The sequence below is a fragment of the Rhodanobacter sp. DHB23 genome (genome assembly GCF_014842975.1).
GTDB lineage: Bacteria > Pseudomonadota > Gammaproteobacteria > Xanthomonadales > Rhodanobacteraceae > Rhodanobacter_A.
In genome coordinates this window covers 509707-530192 of record NZ_JACYXK010000028.1, presented here as the reverse complement: position 1 = coordinate 530192, position 20486 = coordinate 509707, and the positions used below count along the sequence as shown (strand labels likewise).

Genomic DNA, 20486 nt, shown 5'->3' with positions numbered 1-20486 from the left:
TCGTCCACGAACTTACCATTCGCCGATTATGTCCGTGACACTGCCAGAGTCCGTGGACGCTTGGCGCATGGTTTCGGCGCGGCGTTCGTTCGAAGGATCGATGCCGGTAGCCGATCTGGGGCGCTTGTGCAGCGCCTTGGCCGGCGACGAAGGCGAGGTGCGTTACCGGCTGGATTTCGGCCGCGACGGGCTGGGCACGGACTACGTGGATGTCCATGCACAGGCGTCGCTGGCGATGATCTGCCAGCGTACGCTTGAGCCGTTCGTGTTGCCGGTGGCGGTGGACAGCCGGCTCGGCCTGATCCGGCAGGAGCGCGACGAGGCGGGTTTGCCGCCGGGTTGCGAGCCGCTGCTGGTGCCCGAGGACGGTCGCCTGCATCCGGCGGACGTGATCGAGGACGAGTTGCTGCTGGCCTTGCCGCTGGTGCCGGTGAACCCGGACAGCAGCCTGCCCGACGCGCTGGTGGATGGCGGCGAGCCGGAACAGGACGAGGCGCAGTCGCGCGAGAACAATCCGTTCGCGGTGTTGCGCGAACTGAAGAAGTAAGCCGGTCGGGGCATGCGGCCCCGATCATGTGAACATCGAAACAGGTTCAGTTGGAGAACTACCATGGCCGTTGCCAAGAGCCGCCGTACCCCGTCCACCCGCGGCATGCGTCGCGCGCACGACAAGCTGAAGACCGTGCAGCTGTCCACCGACCCGACCAGCGGCGAGGTGCACCTGCGCCACCACGTCACCGCCGACGGTTTCTACCGCGGCAAGAAGGTCATCGAGACCAAGGGCGCCGTGTCGGTCGAGGACTGATCGCGCTCGCGGGTTCCCTGCGCGGAATCCGGCTGCAGGCATCGAACGAAACGGCGCGGCGACGCGCCGTTTCGCGTTTCGGCACGCCGGGCGCTTCCCGTCGCCCGGACTCCCGCCGTCCGGACGGTTGCGCATGCGCCGCGCAGGGCGTTCAATGCACGGTTTGCGTACCACGGAAAACGGAATGGCCCCGATCTACTCCCGCATCATCGCCACCGGCAGCGCACTGCCCGAGCGCGCCGTCAGCAACGCCGATCTGGAGAAGATCGTCGACACCAGCGACGAATGGATCCGCACCCGTACCGGCATCCGCCAGCGTCACATTGCCGCCGACGGTGAGACCACGGGCGACCTGGCCTTCCTCGCCGCCCAGCGTGCGCTGGAAGCGGCCGGCGTGAAGGCCGCCGAACTGGACCTGATCGTGCTCGGCACGACCACGCCCGACATCATCTTCCCGTCCACCGCCTGCCTGGTGCAGCAGCGCCTTGGCGCGAACGGTTGCGCGGCGTTCGACGTCAATGCCGCCTGCTCGGGCTTCATGTATGCGCTGGGCATCGCCGACAAGTTCATCAAGAGCGGCCAGTCGAAGAAGGTGCTGGTGATCGGCGCCGAGACGCTGACCCGCATGGTCGACTGGAACGAGCGCGAGACCTGCGTGCTGTTCGGCGACGGCGCCGGTGCGGTAGTGCTGGAAGCCTCCAGCGAGCCCGGCATCTACGCCACCTGCATGCACGCCGATGGCGGCTACAAGGAACTGCTGTGGAACCCGGTGGGCGTGTCCGTCGGCTTCAAGGACGAGCCCAACCACGGCGTGCGCATCAAGATGGCCGGCCGCGAAGTGTTCAAGGTCGCGGTGAAGACGCTGGATTCGCTGGTCGGCGAGACGCTGGAAGCCGCCGGCATGCACGAGGCCGACATCGACTGGCTGATCCCGCACCAGGCCAACCTGCGCATCATCGAAGCCACCGCGAAGCGGCTGGAGATGCCGATGGACCGCGTGATCGTCACCGTCGACCAGCACGCCAATACTTCGTCCGGCTCGGTGCCGCTGGCACTGGATTACGCGGTGCGCTCGGGCAAGGTGCAGCGCGGCCAGAACCTGCTGCTGGAAGCGTTCGGCGGCGGCTTCACCTGGGCCTCGGCGCTGCTGCGCTACTGATCGACTCGCGATTCGTCCGAAACCTCCAGCCCGGGTTTCCCCATCTCCAGCAATGTGGGTGCGGACCCGGGGCGGAGGCCTTGAGCTTTTCCGTTGGAGAAACCTGCATGACTGCCGCCCATTCCCATCTCGCCTTCGTCTTCCCCGGCCAGGGTTCGCAATCGGTCGGCATGCTGGCCGAACTGGCCGCCGCGCATGGCGAGGTGAAGGCGAGCTTCGACGAGGCTTCGCAGGGCGCGGGCGTGGATCTGTGGGAGCTCAGCCAGCAGGGGCCGGAAGACCAGCTCAACCGCACCGAGAACACGCAGCCCGCGCTGCTCGCCGCCAGCGTGGCGGTGTGGCGCGTGTGGCAGAAGCTCGGTGGCGCGCAGCCTGTGCAGTTGTCCGGCCACAGCCTCGGCGAGTACAGCGCGCTGGTCTGCGCAGGTGCCTTGTCGCTGCACGATGCGGCGGCGCTGGTGGCTGAACGCGGTCGCCTGATGCAGGCGGCGGTGCCGGCGGGCACCGGCGCGATGGCGGCCATCCTCGGTGGCGACGACGCGCAGATCGCACAGGTGTGCGAAGAAGTCGCGCAAGGCCAGGTGGTGGCGCCGGCCAACTACAACTCGCCGGGCCAGCTGGTGATCGCGGGCAACGCCGAGGCGGTGGATCGCGCGCTGGCCAGGCTCGCCGAGCTGGGCGTGAAGAAGGCGGTGAAGCTCGCCGTGTCGGTGCCTTCGCACTGCATGCTGATGCGCGATGCCGCCGACAGGCTGGGCGAGCGCATGGCTGCGCTGTCGTGGCAGTTGCCGGCGATCCCGGTGGTGCAGAACGCCGAGGCGAAGCGTTACGACAACATCGAAGACATCCGCGGCGCGCTGCAGCGCCAGCTCTACCTGCCGGTGCGCTGGACCGAATGCGTGCAGGCGCTGGCCGCCGGCGGCGCCACGCGCATCGCCGAGTGCGGCCCGGGCAAGGTGCTGGCCGGCTTGGTCAAGCGCATCGACAAATCGCTGGAAGCGCGCGCCATCGGTATGCCTGCCGAACTTGCCCAGACGCAAGGCGACTGGCAGAACCCCTGATCCGGAGTCGTACGCGTGAAATCATCGCCACCCGAGGGGCTGCCTGCATATCGATTGCTTACCGGCCCGGACGACTCCGCGTTCTGCCGGAGGGTGAGCGAAGCATTGGCGCTGGGCTATACGCTGTACGGATCCCCTGCCGCAACCTTCGACGGCAAGTCGGTCATTGTCGCGCAGGCCGTGGTCTGGCCGTCGCATCACACAACCCACGAGAACTGACATGAGTGCAATTCTGCAAGGTGAAATCGCGCTGGTCACCGGCGCCAGCCGCGGCATCGGCGCGGCGATCGCGGACGAGCTGGCGGCGATGGGCGCCACCGTGATCGGCACGGCCACCAGCGAAAACGGTGCGGCCGCCATCGGCGAGCGGCTGGCTGCGCGCGGCGGCCATGGCCGCGTGCTGGACGTGGTCGACACCGCCGCGGTGGAAGCGCTGATCGACGGCATCGCCAAGGAGTTCGGCGCGGTGAGCATCCTGGTCAACAACGCGGGTATCACCCGCGACCAGTTGCTGATGCGCATGCCGGAGGCGGACTGGCAGGCCATCCTCGACACCAACCTCAGCTCGGTGTTCCGCACCAGCAAGGCGGTGATGCGCGGCATGATGAAGGCGCGCAAGGGGCGCATCATCTCGATCGCCTCGGTGATCGGCCTCACCGGCAACCCGGGCCAGTCCAACTACGCGGCGGCCAAGGCCGGCATCATCGCGTTCTCCAAGTCGCTGGCGCGCGAGATCGGTTCGCGCGGCATCACCGTGAACGTGGTGGCGCCGGGCTTCATCGACACCGACATGACGCGCGCGCTGCCGGAGTCGGCGAAGGAAGGCCTGCTCGGCCAGATCGCGCTGGGCCGGCTGGGCGATGCCAGCGACATCGCCAAGGCGGTGGGCTTCCTCGCGTCGCCCGCCGCGGCCTACATCACCGGCGAAACGCTGCACGTCAACGGCGGCATGTACATGCCCTGATGGAGGCGATGCGGCAGTTTCAAACGCCGCCGAGTCCATACGGCAACGCATGCCAAAACTGTCGCGCATGGTCGAATTTTCGGCGACAATCGCGTTTTCGTTTCGGCCGCAAGGCCGGTACCGCAACATTGGCGGGATGCATGGCGGCCCTGCGGCTTAGCCACTACAATCCGCCGGTCTTTGCCGGCCGCAAGCCGGCGCACAACACATTCCCCGTGGGAGATTTGCAATGAGCACCATCGAAGAGCGCGTCAAGAAGATCGTCGTCGAGCAGCTGGGCGTGAAGGAAGATGAAGTCACGGCGAACGCTTCGTTCGTGGACGATCTGGGCGCCGACTCGCTCGACACCGTCGAGCTGGTGATGGCGCTGGAAGAAGAGTTCGAGACCGAGATCCCGGACGAAGACGCCGAGAAGATCACCACCGTGCAGCAGGCCGTGGACTACATCAAGGCCCACTCCAAGGATTGATCGGGCGACGCAGGCGGGCGCGATGCGCCACTGCTTCGCAAGCGGTACCGGAAGCTGCGCCGACATGGCGCAGTTTTCGTTTCTGCAATCTGTAACGTCCGATCCCGTATGGTGCGGCCTGGCCGCGTGCATCCGCGAACGAAGGGCGACGGCCGCGAGCCGGCTCCCCGCAACACGAAGGAAAACAGCATGAGCAAGCGACGCGTGGTAGTCACCGGCATGGGCATCATCTCGCCGGTCGGCAACGACCTGCCCACGGCCTGGGACAACATCCTCAAGGGTGCCAGCGGCATCGGCCCGGTGACCCATTTCGATGCGGCCACCTATGCCACGCGCATCGCCGGCCAGGTGAAGGATTTCGATCCGGCGCAGTGGATCGCGCCGAAAGAGATCAAGAAGATGGATCCCTTCATCCACTACGGCATCGCCGCGGGCACGCAGGCGCTGAAGGATTCCGGGCTGGAAGTGACCGAGGCCAACGCGCCGCGCATCGGCGTGGCGGTGGCGGCCGGCATCGGCGGCCTGCACACCATCGAGCACACCTCGATCGAACTGCACGACAAGGGCCCGCGCCGCGTGTCACCGTTCTTCGTGCCCTCGTCGATCATCAACATGGTGTCGGGCCACCTGTCGATCATGTTCGGCCTGAAGGGCCCGAACATCGCCTGCGTCACCGCCTGCACCACCGGCACGCACAACATCGGCCTGGCCGCGCGGATGATCCAGTACGGCGATGCCGACGTGATGATCGCCGGCGGCGCCGAGTTCGCCACCACCGGCACGGCGATGGCGGGCTTCTGCTCGGCCAAGGCGATGTCCACCCGCAACGACGAGCCGGGCAAGGCCAGCCGTCCGTGGGACAAGGACCGCGACGGCTTCGTGTTGTCCGACGGCGCCGGCGTGCTGGTGCTGGAAGAGTACGAACACGCCAAGGCGCGCGGCGCGCGCATCTACGCGGAGCTCGTCGGCTTCGGCATGAGCGGCGACGCCTACCACATCACCGCGCCCAGCGAGGGTGGCGAGGGTGCGGCGCGCTGCATGGAAAGCGCGTTGAAGGACGCCGGCCTCAACCCTGCCGACGTGCAATACATCAACGCGCACGGCACCTCGACGCCGCTGGGCGACCTCGGCGAAGTGCTGGCCGCCAAGCGCGTGTTCGGCGACCACGCGTACAAGCTGGCGATGAGCTCGACCAAGTCGGTGACCGGCCACCTGCTGGGCGCAGCCGGCGGCGTGGAGGCGATCTTCTCCATCCTCGCGCTGCGCGACCAGGTGCTGCCGCCCACGATCAACCTCGACGAGCCGGGCGAAGGCTGCGACCTCGACTTCGTGGCGCACACCGCGCGCGAGGCCAAGCTCGACGTGGTGATCTCCAACTCGTTCGGCTTCGGCGGCACCAACGGCACGCTGGCGTTCCGTCGCGTTTGACGTGACGCATCGTCGCATCCTCGACGGCCGGCGCGATCTGCTCGCGCCGGCCGCTGCATTTCCGCAGCGCTATCCCTGCCTGCTCGAAAGCGTGCTGCACGGTACGCCGCAGGCACGCTTCGACATTCTGTTCGCGTTTCCTCAGGGCAGCCTGACGCTGGCCGCGGACGGTGTCGTGCGCAATGCCGCCGGTGAAGTGGTGGGCACGCGTTTCCTCGATGCGCTGGATGACGCATGGCGGGCGGAACGCCTGCCGCGCGACGACGACGGCCTGCCGTTCCACGGTGGTTGGGCGCTGCTGCTGGGCTACGAGCTGGCGGGCGAGATCGAACCGAAGCTGCAGCTGCTCGCCGATGCCGTGCTGCCGGTGGCACTGGCCTTGCGCTGCCCGGCGGCGGTGATCGTCGACCACGCGCGCGACTGCACCGTGCTGGTGGCCGAGCGGGGCAACGAACACCTGCTTGATGCGCTGGAAGCCGATCTGGCGGCGACGCCGTCGGTTCCCGCCTTGCCTTCCCCAGCGCAACTGGTCGAGGACGATCCGCAACGCTTCCTCGACGGCGTGGCACGCATCCACGAACACCTGCGCGCAGGCGACATCTTCCAGGTGAACCTGTCGCGCGCATGGCGTGCGCACTACGACGAACGGCCGGCACCGGCGGCGCTGCATGCCGCCTTGCGCCGCGCCAACCCCGCGCCGTTCGCGGGCCTGCTGCAACAACCGGGCTGGGCGATCGCCAGTTCCTCACCGGAGCGGCTGGTGGAAGTGCGCGACGGTCTCGCGCAGACGCGCCCGATCGCCGGCACCCGTCCGCGCACCGCCGGCGACGACGATGGGGCGCGCATCCGCGAATTGGCCGCGCATCCCAAAGAGCGTGCCGAGCACGTGATGTTGATCGACCTCGAGCGCAACGACCTGGGCCGCGTCTGCGTGCCCGGTACGGTCGAGGTGGACGAGCTGATGGTGGTGGAGAGTTATGCCCACGTGCACCACATCGTCTCCAACGTGCGCGGCCGCCTGCGCGCAGGCGTGACGCCGGGGCAGGCGATTGCCGCGGTGTTCCCCGGCGGCACCATCACCGGCTGTCCCAAGGTGCGCTGCATGGAGATCATCGCCGCGCTGGAGGATGCACCGCGCGGCGCCTACACCGGCGCGCTGGGTTACCTGGATCGCAACGGCGACCTCGACCTCAACATCCTGATCCGCACGCTGACCCTGGCCGGCGACACGGTGAGCCTGCGCGCGGGTGCCGGCATCGTGGCCGATTCGGTGGCGGAGAAGGAACTCGACGAAACCCGCGCCAAGGCGCGCGGCCTGCTGCGCGCGCTGGGAGCGACGGACGCATGATGCTGGTGAATGGCCGGCAGCAAGACGACGTCGCCGCGCTGGATCGCGGTCTGCTCTACGGCGACGGCCTGTTTGAGACGATCCGCTTCGTGGATGGCGCCGCCCCGTTGTGGACGCGCCACATGCAACGGCTGGCGCAAGGCTGCGGGCGGCTGCGCCTGCCCGCGCCCGATGCCGCATTGCTGTTGCGGGAAGCCAGGGCGGCAACGCAAGGCATGGCGGATGCCGTGTTGCGCATCACGCTCACCCGCGGCGTCGGTGCACGCGGTTATGCGACGCCCGCGGCGCCGCAGCCCACCCGCATCGTGGCCGCATTCGCCATGCCGGAAGTGGCCGTGGCGGCGTACCGCGACGGCGTGCGGCTGCATCTGTGCGAAACGCGCCTCGCCGTGCAGCCACTGCTGGCCGGCATCAAGCATCTCAACCGGCTGGAGCAGGTGCTGGCGCGCGCCGAGTGGAACGATCCGGCGATCGCCGAGGGCCTGCTGTGCGATCTGCATGGCAACGCGATCTCGGCCACAGCGGCCAACCTGTTTGCGGTGATCGACGGCGTGCCGGTGACGCCGCGCGTGGATCGCTGCGGCGTGGCCGGCGTGCTGCGCGCCGAATTGCTGGCTGTGCTGCCGCAGGCGCAGGTGCGCGATCTGCCGCTGGCCGAGTGCCTCGCTGCCGGCGAGCTCTTCCTAAGCTCCAGCGTTCGCGGCATCCTGCCTGTTCAGGCCGTGGGCGATAGGGTGTTCGCTCCCGGCCCGGTGGCCCGCACGATGCAGGCGCATTGGCGCGGACTCGGCTTTCCGATGGAGCAGGCATGACTCGAAGCACCACCTCGCGCGGACGTGTCGTCTGGCGCAACGCCATCCTGGTACTGCTGCTGGCGCTGATCGGCGCCGCGGTATGGGGCTGGCGCGACTTCAGCCGCTTCGGCGACGCGCCGCTGGGCGTCTCGGCGAGTGGCGAAAGCATCGACATCGGCCGCGGCAGCAGCTTCAAGGAGATCGTGGGCCAGTTGCGCGCGCAGCGCTTGAGCAACGCCTCGCCGCTGTACTGGCGCCTGCTGGCGGTGCAGATGCACGTGACGGGCAGGTTGCACGCAGGCGAGTACGCCACGCCCGTCGGCATCACGCCGCGCCAGCTCCTGGCCAGCATGGCCGCGGGCAAGGTGTTGCAACGCAATTTCACCATCGTCGACGGCTGGACCTTCCGCGATGTGCTGGCGGCGCTGGCCAAGGCGGACAAGCTAAGGCACGACACCGCCGGCCTCGGCGATGCCGCGATCATGCAGAAGATCGGTGCCGCGGGCGAACAGCCGGAAGGGCGCTTCCTGCCCGAGAGCTACGCCTACGTGAAGGGCGACAGCGACCTCGACGTCCTCAAGCGCGCCCACGCCGCGATGGCCAGGACGCTGGACGAGCTGTGGCCGCAGCGCGACAAGGACCTGCCGCTGGCCGCGCCCTACGACGCGCTGATCCTCGCCTCCATCGTGGAGAAGGAAACCGGCCGCGCCGACGAGCGCGCGAAGATCGCCGGGGTGTTCGTGCGCCGCCTGCAGAACCACATGTTGCTGCAGACCGATCCCAGCGTGATCTACGGCATGGGCGACAGCTACCAGGGCAAGATCCACAAGAGCGACCTCACCACCGACACGCCCTACAACACCTATACCCGTCCGGGCCTGCCGCCCACGCCGATCGCGATGCCGGGCAAGCCGGCGATCATGGCCGCGCTGCATCCCGAACCGGGCACCGCGTTGTACTTCGTGGCGAAGGGCGACGGCACGCACGTGTTCGCCGATACCCTCGACCAGCAAAACAGCAACGTGGCCTGTTACCAGTTGAAGCACTGCAACCCATGACCGGACGCGGCCGATTCATCACCCTCGAAGGCGGCGAAGGCGCGGGCAAGAGCACCTTGCTGGCGGGCTTGCGCGCACACCTGGAAAGCCGCGGCGTCGACCTGCTGCTCGCGCGCGAGCCGGGCGGCACCGGGCTGGGCGAACGGGTGCGCGGCATCCTGCTCGATCCGGCGCAACGTGCGATGTGCGCGGAGAGCGAGCTGCTGCTGATGTTCGCCTCGCGTGCGCAACTGGTGCGCGAAACACTGGAGCCCGCGCTGGCGGCAGGCCGCTGGGTGCTGTGCGACCGCTACGTGGACGCCAGCTACGCCTACCAGGGCGGCGGCCGCGGCCAGCCGGCCGAACGGATCGCCGCGCTGGAGCAGTGGGCCTGCGCCGGGCTGAAGTCCGACCTTACCCTGCTGCTCGACCTGCCGGTGGCGGATGGCCGCGCGCGTGCCGCCGGCCGTGGCGAGGCGGATCGCATCGAGGCCGAGGCGGATGGTTTCTTCGAGCGCGTGCGTGCCGCGTACCGCGCACGTGCCGCCGCCGAACCGCAGCGGTTCCGCGTGATCGACGCCGGCCAATCGCCGGAGGCCGTGCTGCGCGACGCGATCGCCGCCACCACGCATCTCTTCGGAACGGCGGCATGAGCGCGATGCCCTGGCACGCGGCGGATTGGGCGCGCCTGCAGGCGCGCCGCGAGCGCGATGCGTTGCCGCACGCCCTGCTGCTGTGCGGCCCGGCCGGATTGGGCAAGCGCGCCTTCGCGCGGCGCTTCGTGCGCGGCCTGCTGTGCGGGCGTGCGCAGGGCGGCGAAGCCTGCGGGCAATGCCGCAGCTGCCTGCTGCTGGAAGCGGGCACGCATCCCGACGTGGTCATGCTCGGCTTCGGCCTGCGCAAGGACGGCACGCCGCGCACCGAGATCGTGGTGGAGCAGATCCGCGACCTGTCCGCGCGGCTGGCGATGAGCAGCCAGTTCGGCGGCTGGCAGGTGGCGCTGATCGATCCGGCCGACGCGATGAACGCGGCGGCGGCGAATGCGCTGCTGAAGACGCTGGAAGAACCTTCCGCGCGCACGATGCTGGTCCTGCTGGCCGATGCGACCTGGCGCCTGCCGCAGACGATACGCAGCCGCTGCCAGCGCATCGAATTCAACCTGCCGCCGCCGGCGGAGGCGCAAGCCTGGCTGCAGGGGCAGGGCGTGGCGCAACCGCAGCAGGCGCTGGAAGCGGCGCTGGGCAATCCCGGCCTGGCGCTGGCGTGGGCGCAGGAAGGCGCGCTGGAACGTCGCGTTGAAGTGCGCCGCGACCTGGCCGCGCTGGCTGCCGGCCGCGGGCAGGCGGCCGAGATGGCGCGGCGCTGGCTGGACGACGAGGCCGCGCAGCGCCTGTGGTTCGCCGCGCAGGCGGTGGCCGACGAACGCCGCGCGCAGGCCGTGCAGGCGACCCCGCCGCTGGCCAGCAGCATGGACGGCGAGGCGCTGGCGCACTGGTACGACGCCGCCAACCGCACCCGCGATGCCTTGCGCGGTCCCTTGCGCGGCGACCTCCTGCTGCTGGAACTGCTGGCGCAATGGCGCTGAGCGCGTCGGCCTTCCCGACCCTCACGGCGCAAACCCGCCTGCTGGTGCTGGCGCCGCATCCCGACGACGAAACCCTCGCCAACGGCCTGCTGATCCAGCGCGTGCTCGCGGCGGGCGGCGCGGTGCGCGTGCTGCTGCTCACCGACGGCGACAACAATCCCTGGCCGCAACGCTGGCTGGAACGGCGCTGGTCCATCGGCGCGGACGCGCGCGCGCGCTGGGGCCGCCGTCGCCGCGCCGAGTGCGTGGCGGCGCTGCGGCGGTTGGGTGTGCCGGCCTCGGCGCTGCAGGCGCTGGGCTGGCCGGACATGGGCGTGCTCGACCGCCTGTTGCAGCCGGATTGGCAGGCGCCGGCCGAACTCGCGGCGGCGCTGGCGGATTTCCGTCCCGACCTGATCGCCATGCCGGCGCTGGCCGATCGCCATCCCGACCACGGCGCGGCGCATGTATTGCTGCGCATGGCGTTGGTGCGGCAGGGGCATGCGCCGGCCTTGCTCGGTTACCTGGTACACGGGCGTGGCGATGCCGCGCCGGAGTGCGGAGCTATCGGCACCGCCGCGCAGCAGGCCGCCAAGGAGGAAGCGCTGGCCGCCTATGGAACCCAGCTGGCCCTGAGCGGCGGGCGACTCCGCCGGCTGGCCAGGCGTCCGGAGCGCCATGCGCCGATCGCGTCCGTGCCGCCCGATGCGGGGCTGGCATTGCCATGGCGCCCGTCGCCGCTGTTGCGGCCACGCCTGCGCCTGACCGTGGCCACCGCTTCCGGCGAGGCACGGCAATGGCCATGGCGCGATGCGCCGTTGCAACGCGACGGGCAGGGTGGCTGGCGGCTCGATTGGCCGGCTGCGCGGGCAGGCCAGGCGTGCTTCGCGCGCCTGTCGCTGGCGCTGCCTTCGCCGTGGATCTTCGACCACTGGGGCTGGCGCGAGCTGTGAGGCTTTGCGCGGCGGGCGGCCCTCGCTAGCATGGGCGCGTCGCATCGACAGCCGAGAGCCGTCCAGGAGCCCGCATGAATCCCGTCGCCGCTGCCGCCCGCCAGGGCATCATCTCGCTGAAGATCAAGGATGCCGCCGCGCTGTACAACGCCTACATGCCGTTCCTGCGCAACGGCGGCCTGTTCGCGCCCACGGCGCAGACCTATGCGCTCGGCGACGAGGTGGTACTGCTGGTGAGCCTGGCCGACGAGAGCGAGCGCCTGTCGGTGGTGGGCAAGGTGGCGTGGATCTGCCCCACCGGCGCGCAGGGCAATCGCACCGCGGGCATCGGCATCCATTTCAACGACACGCCGGACGCCGAGGTGGCGCGCCAGCGCATCGAGAACATGCTGGCCGGCGTGCTCAATTCCGAACGGCCCACGCACACCATGTGATCGCCGGCTTCCGGCGTAGGCGCACCCAGCGGCTGTTTCAGCGCATCCGACGAACGTCAAGCTGTTGTGGTGTCGGCAGGCGCTGATACAATGCGTCGGTTCACGACTTGGATCGTGGAGAGTCGGGCGCCCATGGTTGTCACCAAGTGGGAGCATGGTCGCCCGAAACGCATTGCCGGACCGTTTCCCCGCGGTCGCTGATGCGCCCCGATGGCGCGGAGGTAGGTTGCACCGTGATTGCCGAATATTGGCCTGTACTGCTCTTCATTGCCGTGGCCGCAGGCCTTGGCGTCGTCCTGCTGGTGATCGGCATGCTGGCCGGCAAGCACCGGCCCGACGCGGACAAGCTCTCGCCCTACGAGTGCGGCTTCGAGGCCTTCGAGGATGCCCGCGCGCGTTTCGACGTGCGCTACTACCTGCTGGCCATCCTGTTCATCATCTTCGATCTGGAAATCGCCTTCCTGTTCCCCTGGGCGGTGGTGTTCAAGCAGATCGGCATCGTGGCGCTGATCGAGATGGCGCTGTTCCTGCTGCTGCTGGTGATCGGCTTCGCCTACGTCTGGAAGAAGGGAGCACTGGAATGGGAGTGATCTCCTCCATCGACAAGGTGATGCACAACCCGCAGCCGTTGAGCGTGGTTGACGACATCCTGCGCCCGGCCGGCGACAACCCCGTCATGCAGCGCGGCTTCGCCACCACCAGCGTCGATGCGCTGATGAACTGGGCGCGCACCGGCTCGATGTGGCCGATGACCTTCGGCCTGGCCTGCTGCGCGGTGGAGATGATGCACGCCGGTGCGGCGCGCCTCGACCTCGACCGCTACGGCGTGGTGTTCCGCCCGTCGCCGCGCCAGTCCGACGTGATGATCGTGGCCGGCACCCTGGTCAACAAGATGGCCCCCGCGCTGCGCAAGGTCTACGACCAGATGCCCGAGCCGAAGTGGGTGATCTCGATGGGCAGCTGCGCCAATGGCGGCGGCTACTACCACTATTCGTATTCCGTGGTGCGCGGCTGCGACCGCATCGTGCCGGTGGACATCTACGTGCCGGGCTGTCCGCCGACGGCCGAAGCGCTGATCCACGGCATCCTGCAGTTGCAGAAGAAGATCCGCCGCACCAGCACCATTGCGCGTTCCTGAGGCGTGCCCATGACTGACATGCAAAAGACCTCGCTGGCCGAGCGCCTCGCCGCGCGGTTCGGCGACACGCTGAAGATCAGCGTCGTGCGCAATGAAACCGTCGCCGAACTGGCGGCCGCCGACCTGCTCGCCGTGGCCACCGCGCTGCGCGACGAGCCGGGCTTCCGCTTCAGCGAGCTGGTCGACCTGTGCGGCGTCGACTACTTCGGTTACGGCCAGACCGAGTGGGACACCAGCGACGTCTCGTGGACCGGTTTCTCGCGCGGCGTGGAAGGCGAGGCGGTGGGTCGCTTCGACTGGGCCGACCGCCCGCACGACGTGAACCACCCGCACCGTTTCGCCTCGGTGATGCAGCTGCTCTCGATCGAGCACAACCAGCGCCTGCGCCTGCGCGTGTTCTGCGCGGACGACAGCCTGCCGCTGGTGCCGTCGCTGACCGCGGTGTGGCCGGGCGTGAACTGGTTCGAACGCGAGGCGTTCGACCTCTACGGCATCATCTACGACGGCCACCCCGACCTGCGTCGCATCCTCACCGACTACGGCTTCGTGGGGCATCCGTTCCGCAAGGACTTCCCGCTGATCGGCAACGTCGAGGTGCGCTACGACGCCGAGCAGAAGCGCGTGGTGTACGAACCCGTCACCTCGGTGGTGCCGCGCGTCGGCGTGCCGCGCGTGATCCGCGACGACGCCGACCTCATGCAGGCCAAGGCCGAAGCCGCCGACGACTGGCGCAGGAACTGATTCGATGGCCCAGGAAATCCGCAATTACACGATGAACTTCGGCCCGCAACACCCGGCTGCGCACGGCGTGCTGCGCCTGGTGCTGGAGATGGACGGCGAGACCATTGTCCGCGCCGACCCGCACATCGGCCTGCTCCACCGCGGCACCGAGAAGCTGGCCGAGTCCAAGCCGTTCAACCAGTCGATCGGCTACATGGACCGCCTCGACTACGTGTCGATGATGTGCAACGAGCACGCCTACGTGCGCGCGATCGAGAACCTGCTGGGGATCGAGGCGCCGGAACGCGCGCAGTACATCCGCACCATGTTCGACGAGATCACCCGCATCCTGAACCACCTGATGTGGGTGGGCTCGAACGCGCTCGACCTCGGCGCGATGGCGGTGTTCCTCTACGCGTTCCGCGAGCGCGAAGAGCTGATGGACGTCTACGAGGCGGTGTCGGGCGCGCGCATGCACGCCACCTATTACCGTCCGGGCGGCGTCTACCGCGACCTGCCCGACCACATGTCGCAGTACCGCGAATCGCCGTGGCACAAGGGCAAGGACCTCAAGCGCCTGAACAGCTGGCGCGAAGGTTCCATGCTCGATTACCTCGACGCCTTCACCGACGACTTCCCGAAGAAGGTGGACGAGTACGAGGAACTGCTCACCGGCAACCGCATCTGGAAGCAGCGCACGGTCGGCATCGGCGTGATCTCGCCGGAGCAGGCGCAGGCCTGGGGCATGACCGGCGCGATGCTGCGTGGCTCGGGCGTGGCCTGGGACCTGCGCAAGAAGCAGCCCTACGCCAAGTACGCCGAGATGGACTTCGACATCCCGGTGGGCGTCCAGGGCGACTGCTACGACCGCTACCTGGTGCGCGTCGAGGAAATGCGCCAGTCCAACCGCATCATCAAGCAGTGCGTGAAGTGGCTGAAGGCCAACCCCGGCCCGGTGATGGTGGAGAACTTCAAGGTCGCACCGCCCAGGCGCGAGGTGATGAAGGAGGACATGGAAGCCATGATCCACCACTTCAAGCTGTTCAGCGAAGGCTACGGCGTGCCGGCCGGCGAGACCTACGCCGCGGTGGAAGCGCCCAAGGGCGAGTTCGGCTGCTACCTCGTTTCCGACGGCGCCAACAAGCCGTTCCGCGTGCACCTGCGCGCGCCGGGCTTCGCCCATCTGTCGTCGATCGACGCCATCGTGCGCGGCCACCTGCTGGCCGACGTGGTGGCGATGATCGGCACCTACGACCTCGTGTTCGGCGAGGTGGATCGATGAGGAGCGCGGGATTCGGGATTCGGGATTCGGGATTGGCAAGAGCGGCACGCCGATCCGATGACCTGCTTTTCCGAATCCCGTATCCCGAATCCCGAATCCCGGAACTCAAAGCATGAAAGCCACCGGACATTACGACCAGGTCAAGAACGTCGATCCGCTCGCCGTGCTCAACCAGCACACGCGCCAGCACATCGACCATTGGCTGACCAAGTTCCCGCCGGACCGCAAGCGCTCGGCGCTGATCCAGGCGCTGTTCGCCGCGCAGGAACAGAACCAGGGCTTCCTCACCGACGAGCTGATCGCCGCGGTGGCGAAGTACCTCGACCTGCCCGCGGTGTGGGCCTACGAAGTGGCCAGCTTCTACTCGATGCTGGAGACCAGGCCGGTCGGCCGCAACAACGTGGCGATCTGCACCAACATCTCGTGCTGGCTCAACGGCGGCGTGGACCTGGTGAAGCATTGCGAGAAGAAGCTCGGCATCAAGCTGGGCGAGAGCACCGCGGACGGCCGCATCTACCTCAAGCGCGAGGAAGAGTGCATCGCCGCCTGCGTGTACGCGCCGGCGATGACGGTGAACGGCCATTACCACGAGCGGATCACCATCGAGAAGCTCGATGCGATCCTGGACGGGCTGGAGTAAGTACGACATGGCAAGCACCCACGGTCCGGTCGGACCCGCACCCCAGGAACACCAGGTCGTCTACACCACGCTGCATTTCGACAAGCCGTGGGCGATGGACAGCTACGAGAAGGTGGACGGCTACAAGGCGTGGCGGAAGATCCTCGCCGAGAAGCCCGATCCCGCCTCGCTGGTCGAGATCGTCAAGAACAGCAACCTGCGCGGCCGCGGCGGCGCGGGCTTCCCCACCGGCCTGAAGTGGTCCTTCATGCCCAAGGGCAACATGCAGAAGTACATCCTCTGCAACTCGGACGAGTCGGAACCCGGCACCGCGAAGGACCGCGACATCCTGCGCTACAACCCGCACGCGGTGGTCGAGGGCCTGGCGATCGCCTGCTACTGCACCGGCTCCAGCGTGGCCTACAACTACCTGCGTGGCGAGTTCCACCACGAGCCGTTCGAGCACTTCGAGGAAGCGCTGAAGGAAGCCTACGCGGCCGGCCTGCTGGGCAAGAACATCCAGGGCTCGGGCATCGACGTGGACATCTACGGCGCGCTCGGCGCCGGCGCCTACATCTGCGGCGAGGAAACCGCGCTGATGGAGTCGCTGGAAGGCAAGAAGGGCCAGCCGCGCTTCAAGCCGCCGTTCCCGGCCAACTTCGGCCTGTACGGCAAGCCCACCACGATCAACAACACCGAGACCTACGCCTCGGTGCCGGCGATCCTGCGCAACGGCGCGGAGTGGTTCCTCGGCCTCGGCAAGCCGAACAACGGCGGCCCGAAGATCTTCTCGGTCTCCGGCCACGTCGCCAAGCCGGGCAACTTCGAGATCCGCCTCGGCACGTCCTTCAAGGACCTGCTGGAAATGGCCGGCGGCGTGCGTGACGGCAACCAGCTCAAGGCGGTGATCCCCGGCGGCTCCTCGATGAAGGTGCTCAACGCCGAAGAGATGATGTCCGCCACCATGGACTACGACTGCCTGCAGAAGCTGGGCTCGGGCCTGGGTTCCGGCGCGGTGATCGTGATGGACGAGACCACCTGCATGGTGAAGGCCTGCCATCGCATCTCGCAGTTCTACCACGCCGAATCCTGCGGCCAGTGCACGCCGTGCCGCGAAGGCACCGGCTGGATGTTCCGCGTGCTGACCCGCATCGTGGAAGGCAAGGGCACGCAGGACGACCTGCATCGCCTCAAGGCCATCGCCGGCCAGATCGAGGGCCACACCATCTGCGCGTTCGGCGAAGCCGCCGCGTGGCCGGTGCAGGGCTTCCTCGCCAAGTTCTGGAACGAATTCGAATACTACGTGCAGCATGGTCGCTCGATGACCGAGGACCGGCTTGCCGCCAACCGTGGAGTCGCTGCATGAGTGCGCAGCCCACCAGCACCGCCCCCGACGTCGTCAACATCGAGGTTGACGGCAAGCCCGTGCAGATCCGCAAGGGCGCGATGATCATCGAGGCGGCCGACGCCGTCGGCATCGCCATCCCGCGTTTCTGCTACCACCGCAAGCTGCCGATCGCCGCCAACTGCCGCATGTGCCTGGTGGACGTGGAGATGGGCGGCCGCCCGATGCCCAAGCCGCAGCCGGCCTGTGCCACGCCGGTGGGCGAGGGCATGAAGGTCACCACGCGTTCGGACAAGGCGCTGAAGTTCCAGAAGGACGTGATGGAGTTCCTTCTGATCAACCATCCGCTGGACTGCCCGATTTGCGACCAGGGCGGCGAGTGCGAGCTGCAGGACGTGGCGCTGGGCTACGGCCGCAGCGTGTCGCGCTATACCGAGCGCAAGCGCACCATCGCCGACGAGAACATCGGGCCGCTGGTCGCCACCGAGATGACCCGCTGCATCCAGTGCACGCGCTGCGTGCGCTTCACCAGCGAGATCGCCGGCAGTTACGAGCTGGGCGGCATGAGCCGCGGCGAGAACCTGCAGATCGGCACGTATATCGGAAAAACCGTCGAAACCGAGCTTTCCGGCAACATCATCGACGTCTGCCCGGTGGGTGCGCTGACCAACAAGCCGTTCCAGTTCCAGGCGCGCGCCTGGGAGCTGATCGCCAGGCCGTCCGTGGCCTATCACGACGCGCTGGGCTCCAACCTGTGGCTGCACACGCGCCGCGGCGACGTGCTGCGCACCGTGCCGCGCGACAACGAATCGGTCAACGAATGCTGGCTGTCCGATCGCGACCGCTACAGCCATCAGGGCCTGTACGCAGCCGACCGCGTCAGCGCGCCGCAGGTCAAGCGCAACGGCCAGTGGCAGCAGACCACGTGGGACGACGCGCTTTCCGTCGCCGCCGAAGCGCTGAAGGGCGTGCCGGGCAGCGAGCTGGGCGTGCTGGTGCATCCGGCCACCACGAACGAGGAAGCCGACCTGCTGCTGCGTCTCGCGCGCAGCCTGGGCAGCGCCCACGTCGACCACCGCCTGCGCCAGCTCGACTTCGCCGACAACGCCGTGGCCACCCGCTTCGGCCTGCCGGTGGCGGAGGTGTCGCAGGTGCAGGCCGCGTTGCTGGTTGGCTCCGACCTGCGCCGCGAAATGCCGCTGCTCAACCATCGCCTGCACCAGGCGACCAAGAAGGGCGCCAAGGTATATGCGGTCAACCCGGCCGCGTTCGACTTCAACTACAAGCTGGCCGGGGCCGCCATCGTGCCGCCGCAGGGCATGGTCGACGCGCTGCTGGCGCTGGCCCGTGCCGCGGTGGCGGAGGGCTCCGCCGCACCGGTCGCGCTGGCCGATGCGATCAATGCCGCCGCCAGCGACGCGGGCGACCACGCCGCGATCGCCGCGCTGAAGGCGGGCAAGGCGGTGGTGATCCTCGGTGAAGCCGCGGCCACCCATCCGGAGGCCTCGTGGCTGCGCGCCATCGCGCGCTTCGTCGCCACGGCCACCGGCGCGGGTTACAACGAACTGCCGGTGGGCGCGAACGCGGTCGGCCTCGCCCAGCTCGGCGTGGTGCCGGGCAACGGCGGGCTGGATGCGCAGGCGATGCTGGTGCAGCCGCGCAAGGCCTACGTGCTGTACGGCGTGGAGCCGCCGCAGGATTTCGCCGACGGCACGCTGGTGCTCGAGGCATTGCGCGGCGCACAGCAGGTGGTGGCGTTCAGCGCCTACGCCAGCGACGCCCTGCGTGAAGTGGCCGACGTGATCCTGCCGATCGCGCTGCTGCCGGAAGCCGACGGCACGCTGGTGAACGTCGACGGCGTGGCGCAGGCGGTACAGGCCGGTGCCAAGGCGCCGGGCGAAACCCGCCCGGGCTGGAAGGTATTGCGTGCGCTGGGCGGCCTGATGAAGTTCGCCGGCTTCGAGTTCGACGACCTCGCCGGCCTGCGCGACGGCATCGCGGCGCGTGCCGTGGTGGCGCGCGATTCGCTGGCCGCGCGCAAGCCGGTGGCCGGCCTGGCGCGCATCGCCACCTGGCCGATCTACCGCAGCGACGCGGTGCTGCGTCGTGCCACCGCGCTCAACGCGCATCCGCTCAACCGCGCGCCCGCCGCTCGCATCAACGCGGACGTGGCCGCCCGCCTCGGCCTGGCCGATGGCGCCGCGGTGCGCGTCGGCGACGCCACGCTGCCGCTGGCCATCGATCACAGCGTGCCGGACGGCGCCGTGTGGATCGAGGCCGCGCAGGATTCCACCGCCACGCTGCCGCCCTACGGCGCAGCCATTACCTTGAGCAAGGCGTAAGGCACATGGGCGAACAGCTACTCAACCAGGTCATCTGGCCGGTCATCCACATCCTGTGCATCGTGCTGCCGCTGGTGGTCACGGTGGCGCTGTACGTGTGGTGGGAGCGCAAGGTGCTCGGCTGGATGCACGTGCGCATGGGGCCGAACAAGGTGGGCCCGTTCGGCTTGCTGCAGGCCTTCGCCGACGTGGTGAAGCTGCTGCTGAAGGAAGTGATCCTGCCGACCAACGCGAACCGCGCGCTGTACTACCTCGCGCCGCTGATCGCGCTGGTGCCGGCACTGGCGGCGTGGGCGGTGATCCCGTTCGGCACAAAGCTGGTGTTGTCGAACGCGAACGCGGGCCTGCTCTACCTGCTGGCGATGACCTCGATCGGCGTGTACGGCATCATCCTCGCCGGCTGGGCGTCGAACTCGCGCTACGCGCTGCTCGGCGCGATGCGTTCCGCGGCGCAGGTGATCTCGTATGAGCTGGCGATGGGCTTGTGCCTGGTCTGCGTGCTGGTGCTGGCCGGCTCGCTGAACCTCACCGACATCGTCAACGCGCAGGCCGGCGGCAAGGGCATCCTCAGCTGGTACATGTGGCCGCTGCTGCCGGTGTTCATCATCTACTTCATCTCCGGCGTGGCCGAGACCAACCGCGCGCCGTTCGACGTGGCGGAGGGCGAGTCGGAAATCGTCGCCGGTTTCCACGTGGAGTATTCCGGCTCGGCGTTCGCGCTGTTCTTCCTGGCCGAGTACGCCAACATGATCCTGGTGAGCTTCCTCGCCTCGATCCTGTTCTGCGGCGGCTGGCTCAGCCCGTTCCCGGAGAGCTGGGGCCTGATCGGCCACGGCAATCCGTTGTGGCTGTTCGCCAAGGTCTTCGTCTTCGCCTTCCTGTTCCTGTGGCTGCGCGCCACGTTCCCACGCTACCGCTACGACCAGATCATGCGGCTGGGCTGGAAGGTGTTCATTCCAATCGCGATCGTGTGGGTGTTGGTGGCCGGTTGCATGAAGTTCTACGGCATCGCGGGGGTCTGAGG

General features: G+C 68.4%; 23 protein-coding genes. All 23 read left to right on the top strand.

Annotation, left to right across the window (positions count from 1 at the left end):
* The first annotated feature begins 28 nt into the window (after positions 1 to 28).
* Complete coding sequence (locus tag IHE47_RS14320; RefSeq protein WP_192106968.1) at positions 29 to 547, top strand: YceD family protein; 519 nt, start codon at positions 29 to 31, stop codon at positions 545 to 547.
* A 63-nt stretch (positions 548 to 610) separates the two neighbouring features.
* A complete protein-coding gene (rpmF, locus tag IHE47_RS14315) occupies positions 611 to 805 on the top strand; it encodes a 50S ribosomal protein L32 (RefSeq protein WP_192106966.1) in 195 nt (64 codons plus the stop codon).
* Positions 806 to 989: 184 nt separating this feature from the next.
* Positions 990 to 1964, top strand: coding sequence for a beta-ketoacyl-ACP synthase III (locus IHE47_RS14310; protein WP_192106964.1), 975 nt, complete (start codon positions 990 to 992; stop codon positions 1962 to 1964).
* A gap of 107 nt (positions 1965 to 2071) precedes the next feature.
* Positions 2072 to 3025, top strand: coding sequence for an ACP S-malonyltransferase (gene fabD, locus IHE47_RS14305; RefSeq protein ID WP_192106962.1), 954 nt, complete (start codon positions 2072 to 2074; stop codon positions 3023 to 3025).
* Between the two features lie 15 nt (positions 3026 to 3040).
* The gene (locus tag IHE47_RS14300; protein ID WP_192106960.1) at positions 3041 to 3244 is read left to right on the top strand and encodes a DUF1737 domain-containing protein; all 204 of its coding nucleotides are present in this window, start codon (positions 3041 to 3043) and stop codon (positions 3242 to 3244) included.
* Between the two features lies 1 nt (position 3245).
* The gene (gene fabG, locus IHE47_RS14295; protein ID WP_192106958.1) at positions 3246 to 3989 is read left to right on the top strand and encodes a 3-oxoacyl-ACP reductase FabG; all 744 of its coding nucleotides are present in this window, start codon (positions 3246 to 3248) and stop codon (positions 3987 to 3989) included.
* Between the two features lie 229 nt (positions 3990 to 4218).
* On the top strand, positions 4219 to 4458 hold the full coding sequence (acpP, locus tag IHE47_RS14290; RefSeq protein ID WP_007513179.1) for an acyl carrier protein: 240 nt from the start codon (positions 4219 to 4221) through the stop codon (positions 4456 to 4458).
* 189 nt (positions 4459 to 4647) lie between these two features.
* Positions 4648 to 5886 (top strand): beta-ketoacyl-ACP synthase II, encoded by a 1239-nt coding sequence (gene fabF / locus IHE47_RS14285; protein WP_192106956.1) that lies wholly within the window; start codon positions 4648 to 4650, stop codon positions 5884 to 5886.
* A gap of 1 nt (position 5887) precedes the next feature.
* Positions 5888 to 7234 carry an aminodeoxychorismate synthase component I gene (locus IHE47_RS14280; RefSeq protein ID WP_192106954.1) on the top strand — a complete coding sequence of 449 codons (1347 nt, stop codon included), beginning with the start codon at positions 5888 to 5890 and terminating at the stop codon, positions 7232 to 7234.
* Positions 7231 to 8046, top strand: coding sequence for an aminodeoxychorismate lyase (gene pabC, locus IHE47_RS14275; protein WP_192106952.1), 816 nt, complete (start codon positions 7231 to 7233; stop codon positions 8044 to 8046). Before IHE47_RS14280 ends, pabC begins: the two co-directional genes overlap by 4 nt.
* Complete coding sequence (gene mltG / locus IHE47_RS14270; protein WP_192106951.1) at positions 8043 to 9086, top strand: endolytic transglycosylase MltG; 1044 nt, start codon at positions 8043 to 8045, stop codon at positions 9084 to 9086. Before pabC ends, mltG begins: the two co-directional genes overlap by 4 nt.
* Positions 9083 to 9718, top strand: coding sequence for a dTMP kinase (tmk, locus tag IHE47_RS14265; protein ID WP_192106949.1), 636 nt, complete (start codon positions 9083 to 9085; stop codon positions 9716 to 9718). Before mltG ends, tmk begins: the two co-directional genes overlap by 4 nt.
* A complete protein-coding gene (holB, locus tag IHE47_RS14260) occupies positions 9715 to 10650 on the top strand; it encodes a DNA polymerase III subunit delta' (RefSeq protein ID WP_192106948.1) in 936 nt (311 codons plus the stop codon). Before tmk ends, holB begins: the two co-directional genes overlap by 4 nt.
* A complete protein-coding gene (locus IHE47_RS14255; RefSeq protein ID WP_192106946.1) occupies positions 10641 to 11582 on the top strand; it encodes a PIG-L family deacetylase in 942 nt (313 codons plus the stop codon). Before holB ends, IHE47_RS14255 begins: the two co-directional genes overlap by 10 nt.
* Positions 11583 to 11656: 74 nt before the next feature.
* Positions 11657 to 12016, top strand: a complete 360-nt coding sequence (locus IHE47_RS14250) for a PilZ domain-containing protein (protein WP_192106943.1) — start codon at positions 11657 to 11659, stop codon at positions 12014 to 12016.
* A gap of 233 nt (positions 12017 to 12249) precedes the next feature.
* Entirely contained in the window at positions 12250 to 12606 is a 357-nt protein-coding gene (locus tag IHE47_RS14245) for an NADH-quinone oxidoreductase subunit A (protein ID WP_192106936.1), read from the top strand.
* On the top strand, positions 12597 to 13154 hold the full coding sequence (locus tag IHE47_RS14240; protein WP_192106933.1) for an NADH-quinone oxidoreductase subunit B: 558 nt from the start codon (positions 12597 to 12599) through the stop codon (positions 13152 to 13154). Before IHE47_RS14245 ends, IHE47_RS14240 begins: the two co-directional genes overlap by 10 nt.
* 9 nt (positions 13155 to 13163) lie before the next feature.
* The gene (locus IHE47_RS14235) at positions 13164 to 13895 is read left to right on the top strand and encodes an NADH-quinone oxidoreductase subunit C (protein WP_192106931.1); all 732 of its coding nucleotides are present in this window, start codon (positions 13164 to 13166) and stop codon (positions 13893 to 13895) included.
* Positions 13896 to 13899: 4 nt separating this feature from the next.
* Entirely contained in the window at positions 13900 to 15156 is a 1257-nt protein-coding gene (locus IHE47_RS14230) for an NADH-quinone oxidoreductase subunit D (RefSeq protein WP_192106929.1), read from the top strand.
* 112 nt (positions 15157 to 15268) lie between these two features.
* Positions 15269 to 15796 carry an NADH-quinone oxidoreductase subunit NuoE gene (nuoE, locus tag IHE47_RS14225; protein ID WP_192106927.1) on the top strand — a complete coding sequence of 176 codons (528 nt, stop codon included), beginning with the start codon at positions 15269 to 15271 and terminating at the stop codon, positions 15794 to 15796.
* A gap of 7 nt (positions 15797 to 15803) precedes the next feature.
* A complete protein-coding gene (gene nuoF / locus IHE47_RS14220; RefSeq protein WP_192106925.1) occupies positions 15804 to 17141 on the top strand; it encodes an NADH-quinone oxidoreductase subunit NuoF in 1338 nt (445 codons plus the stop codon).
* Positions 17138 to 19462: an NADH-quinone oxidoreductase subunit NuoG gene (gene nuoG / locus IHE47_RS14215; protein WP_192106923.1), complete on the top strand. Its 2325-nt coding sequence runs from the start codon at positions 17138 to 17140 to the stop codon at positions 19460 to 19462. The genes nuoF and nuoG overlap by 4 nt, the downstream gene beginning before the upstream one ends.
* Positions 19463 to 19467: 5 nt before the next feature.
* Positions 19468 to 20484, top strand: a complete 1017-nt coding sequence (nuoH, locus tag IHE47_RS14210) for an NADH-quinone oxidoreductase subunit NuoH (protein WP_192106921.1) — start codon at positions 19468 to 19470, stop codon at positions 20482 to 20484.
* The last annotated feature ends 2 nt before the right edge of the window (positions 20485 to 20486 follow it).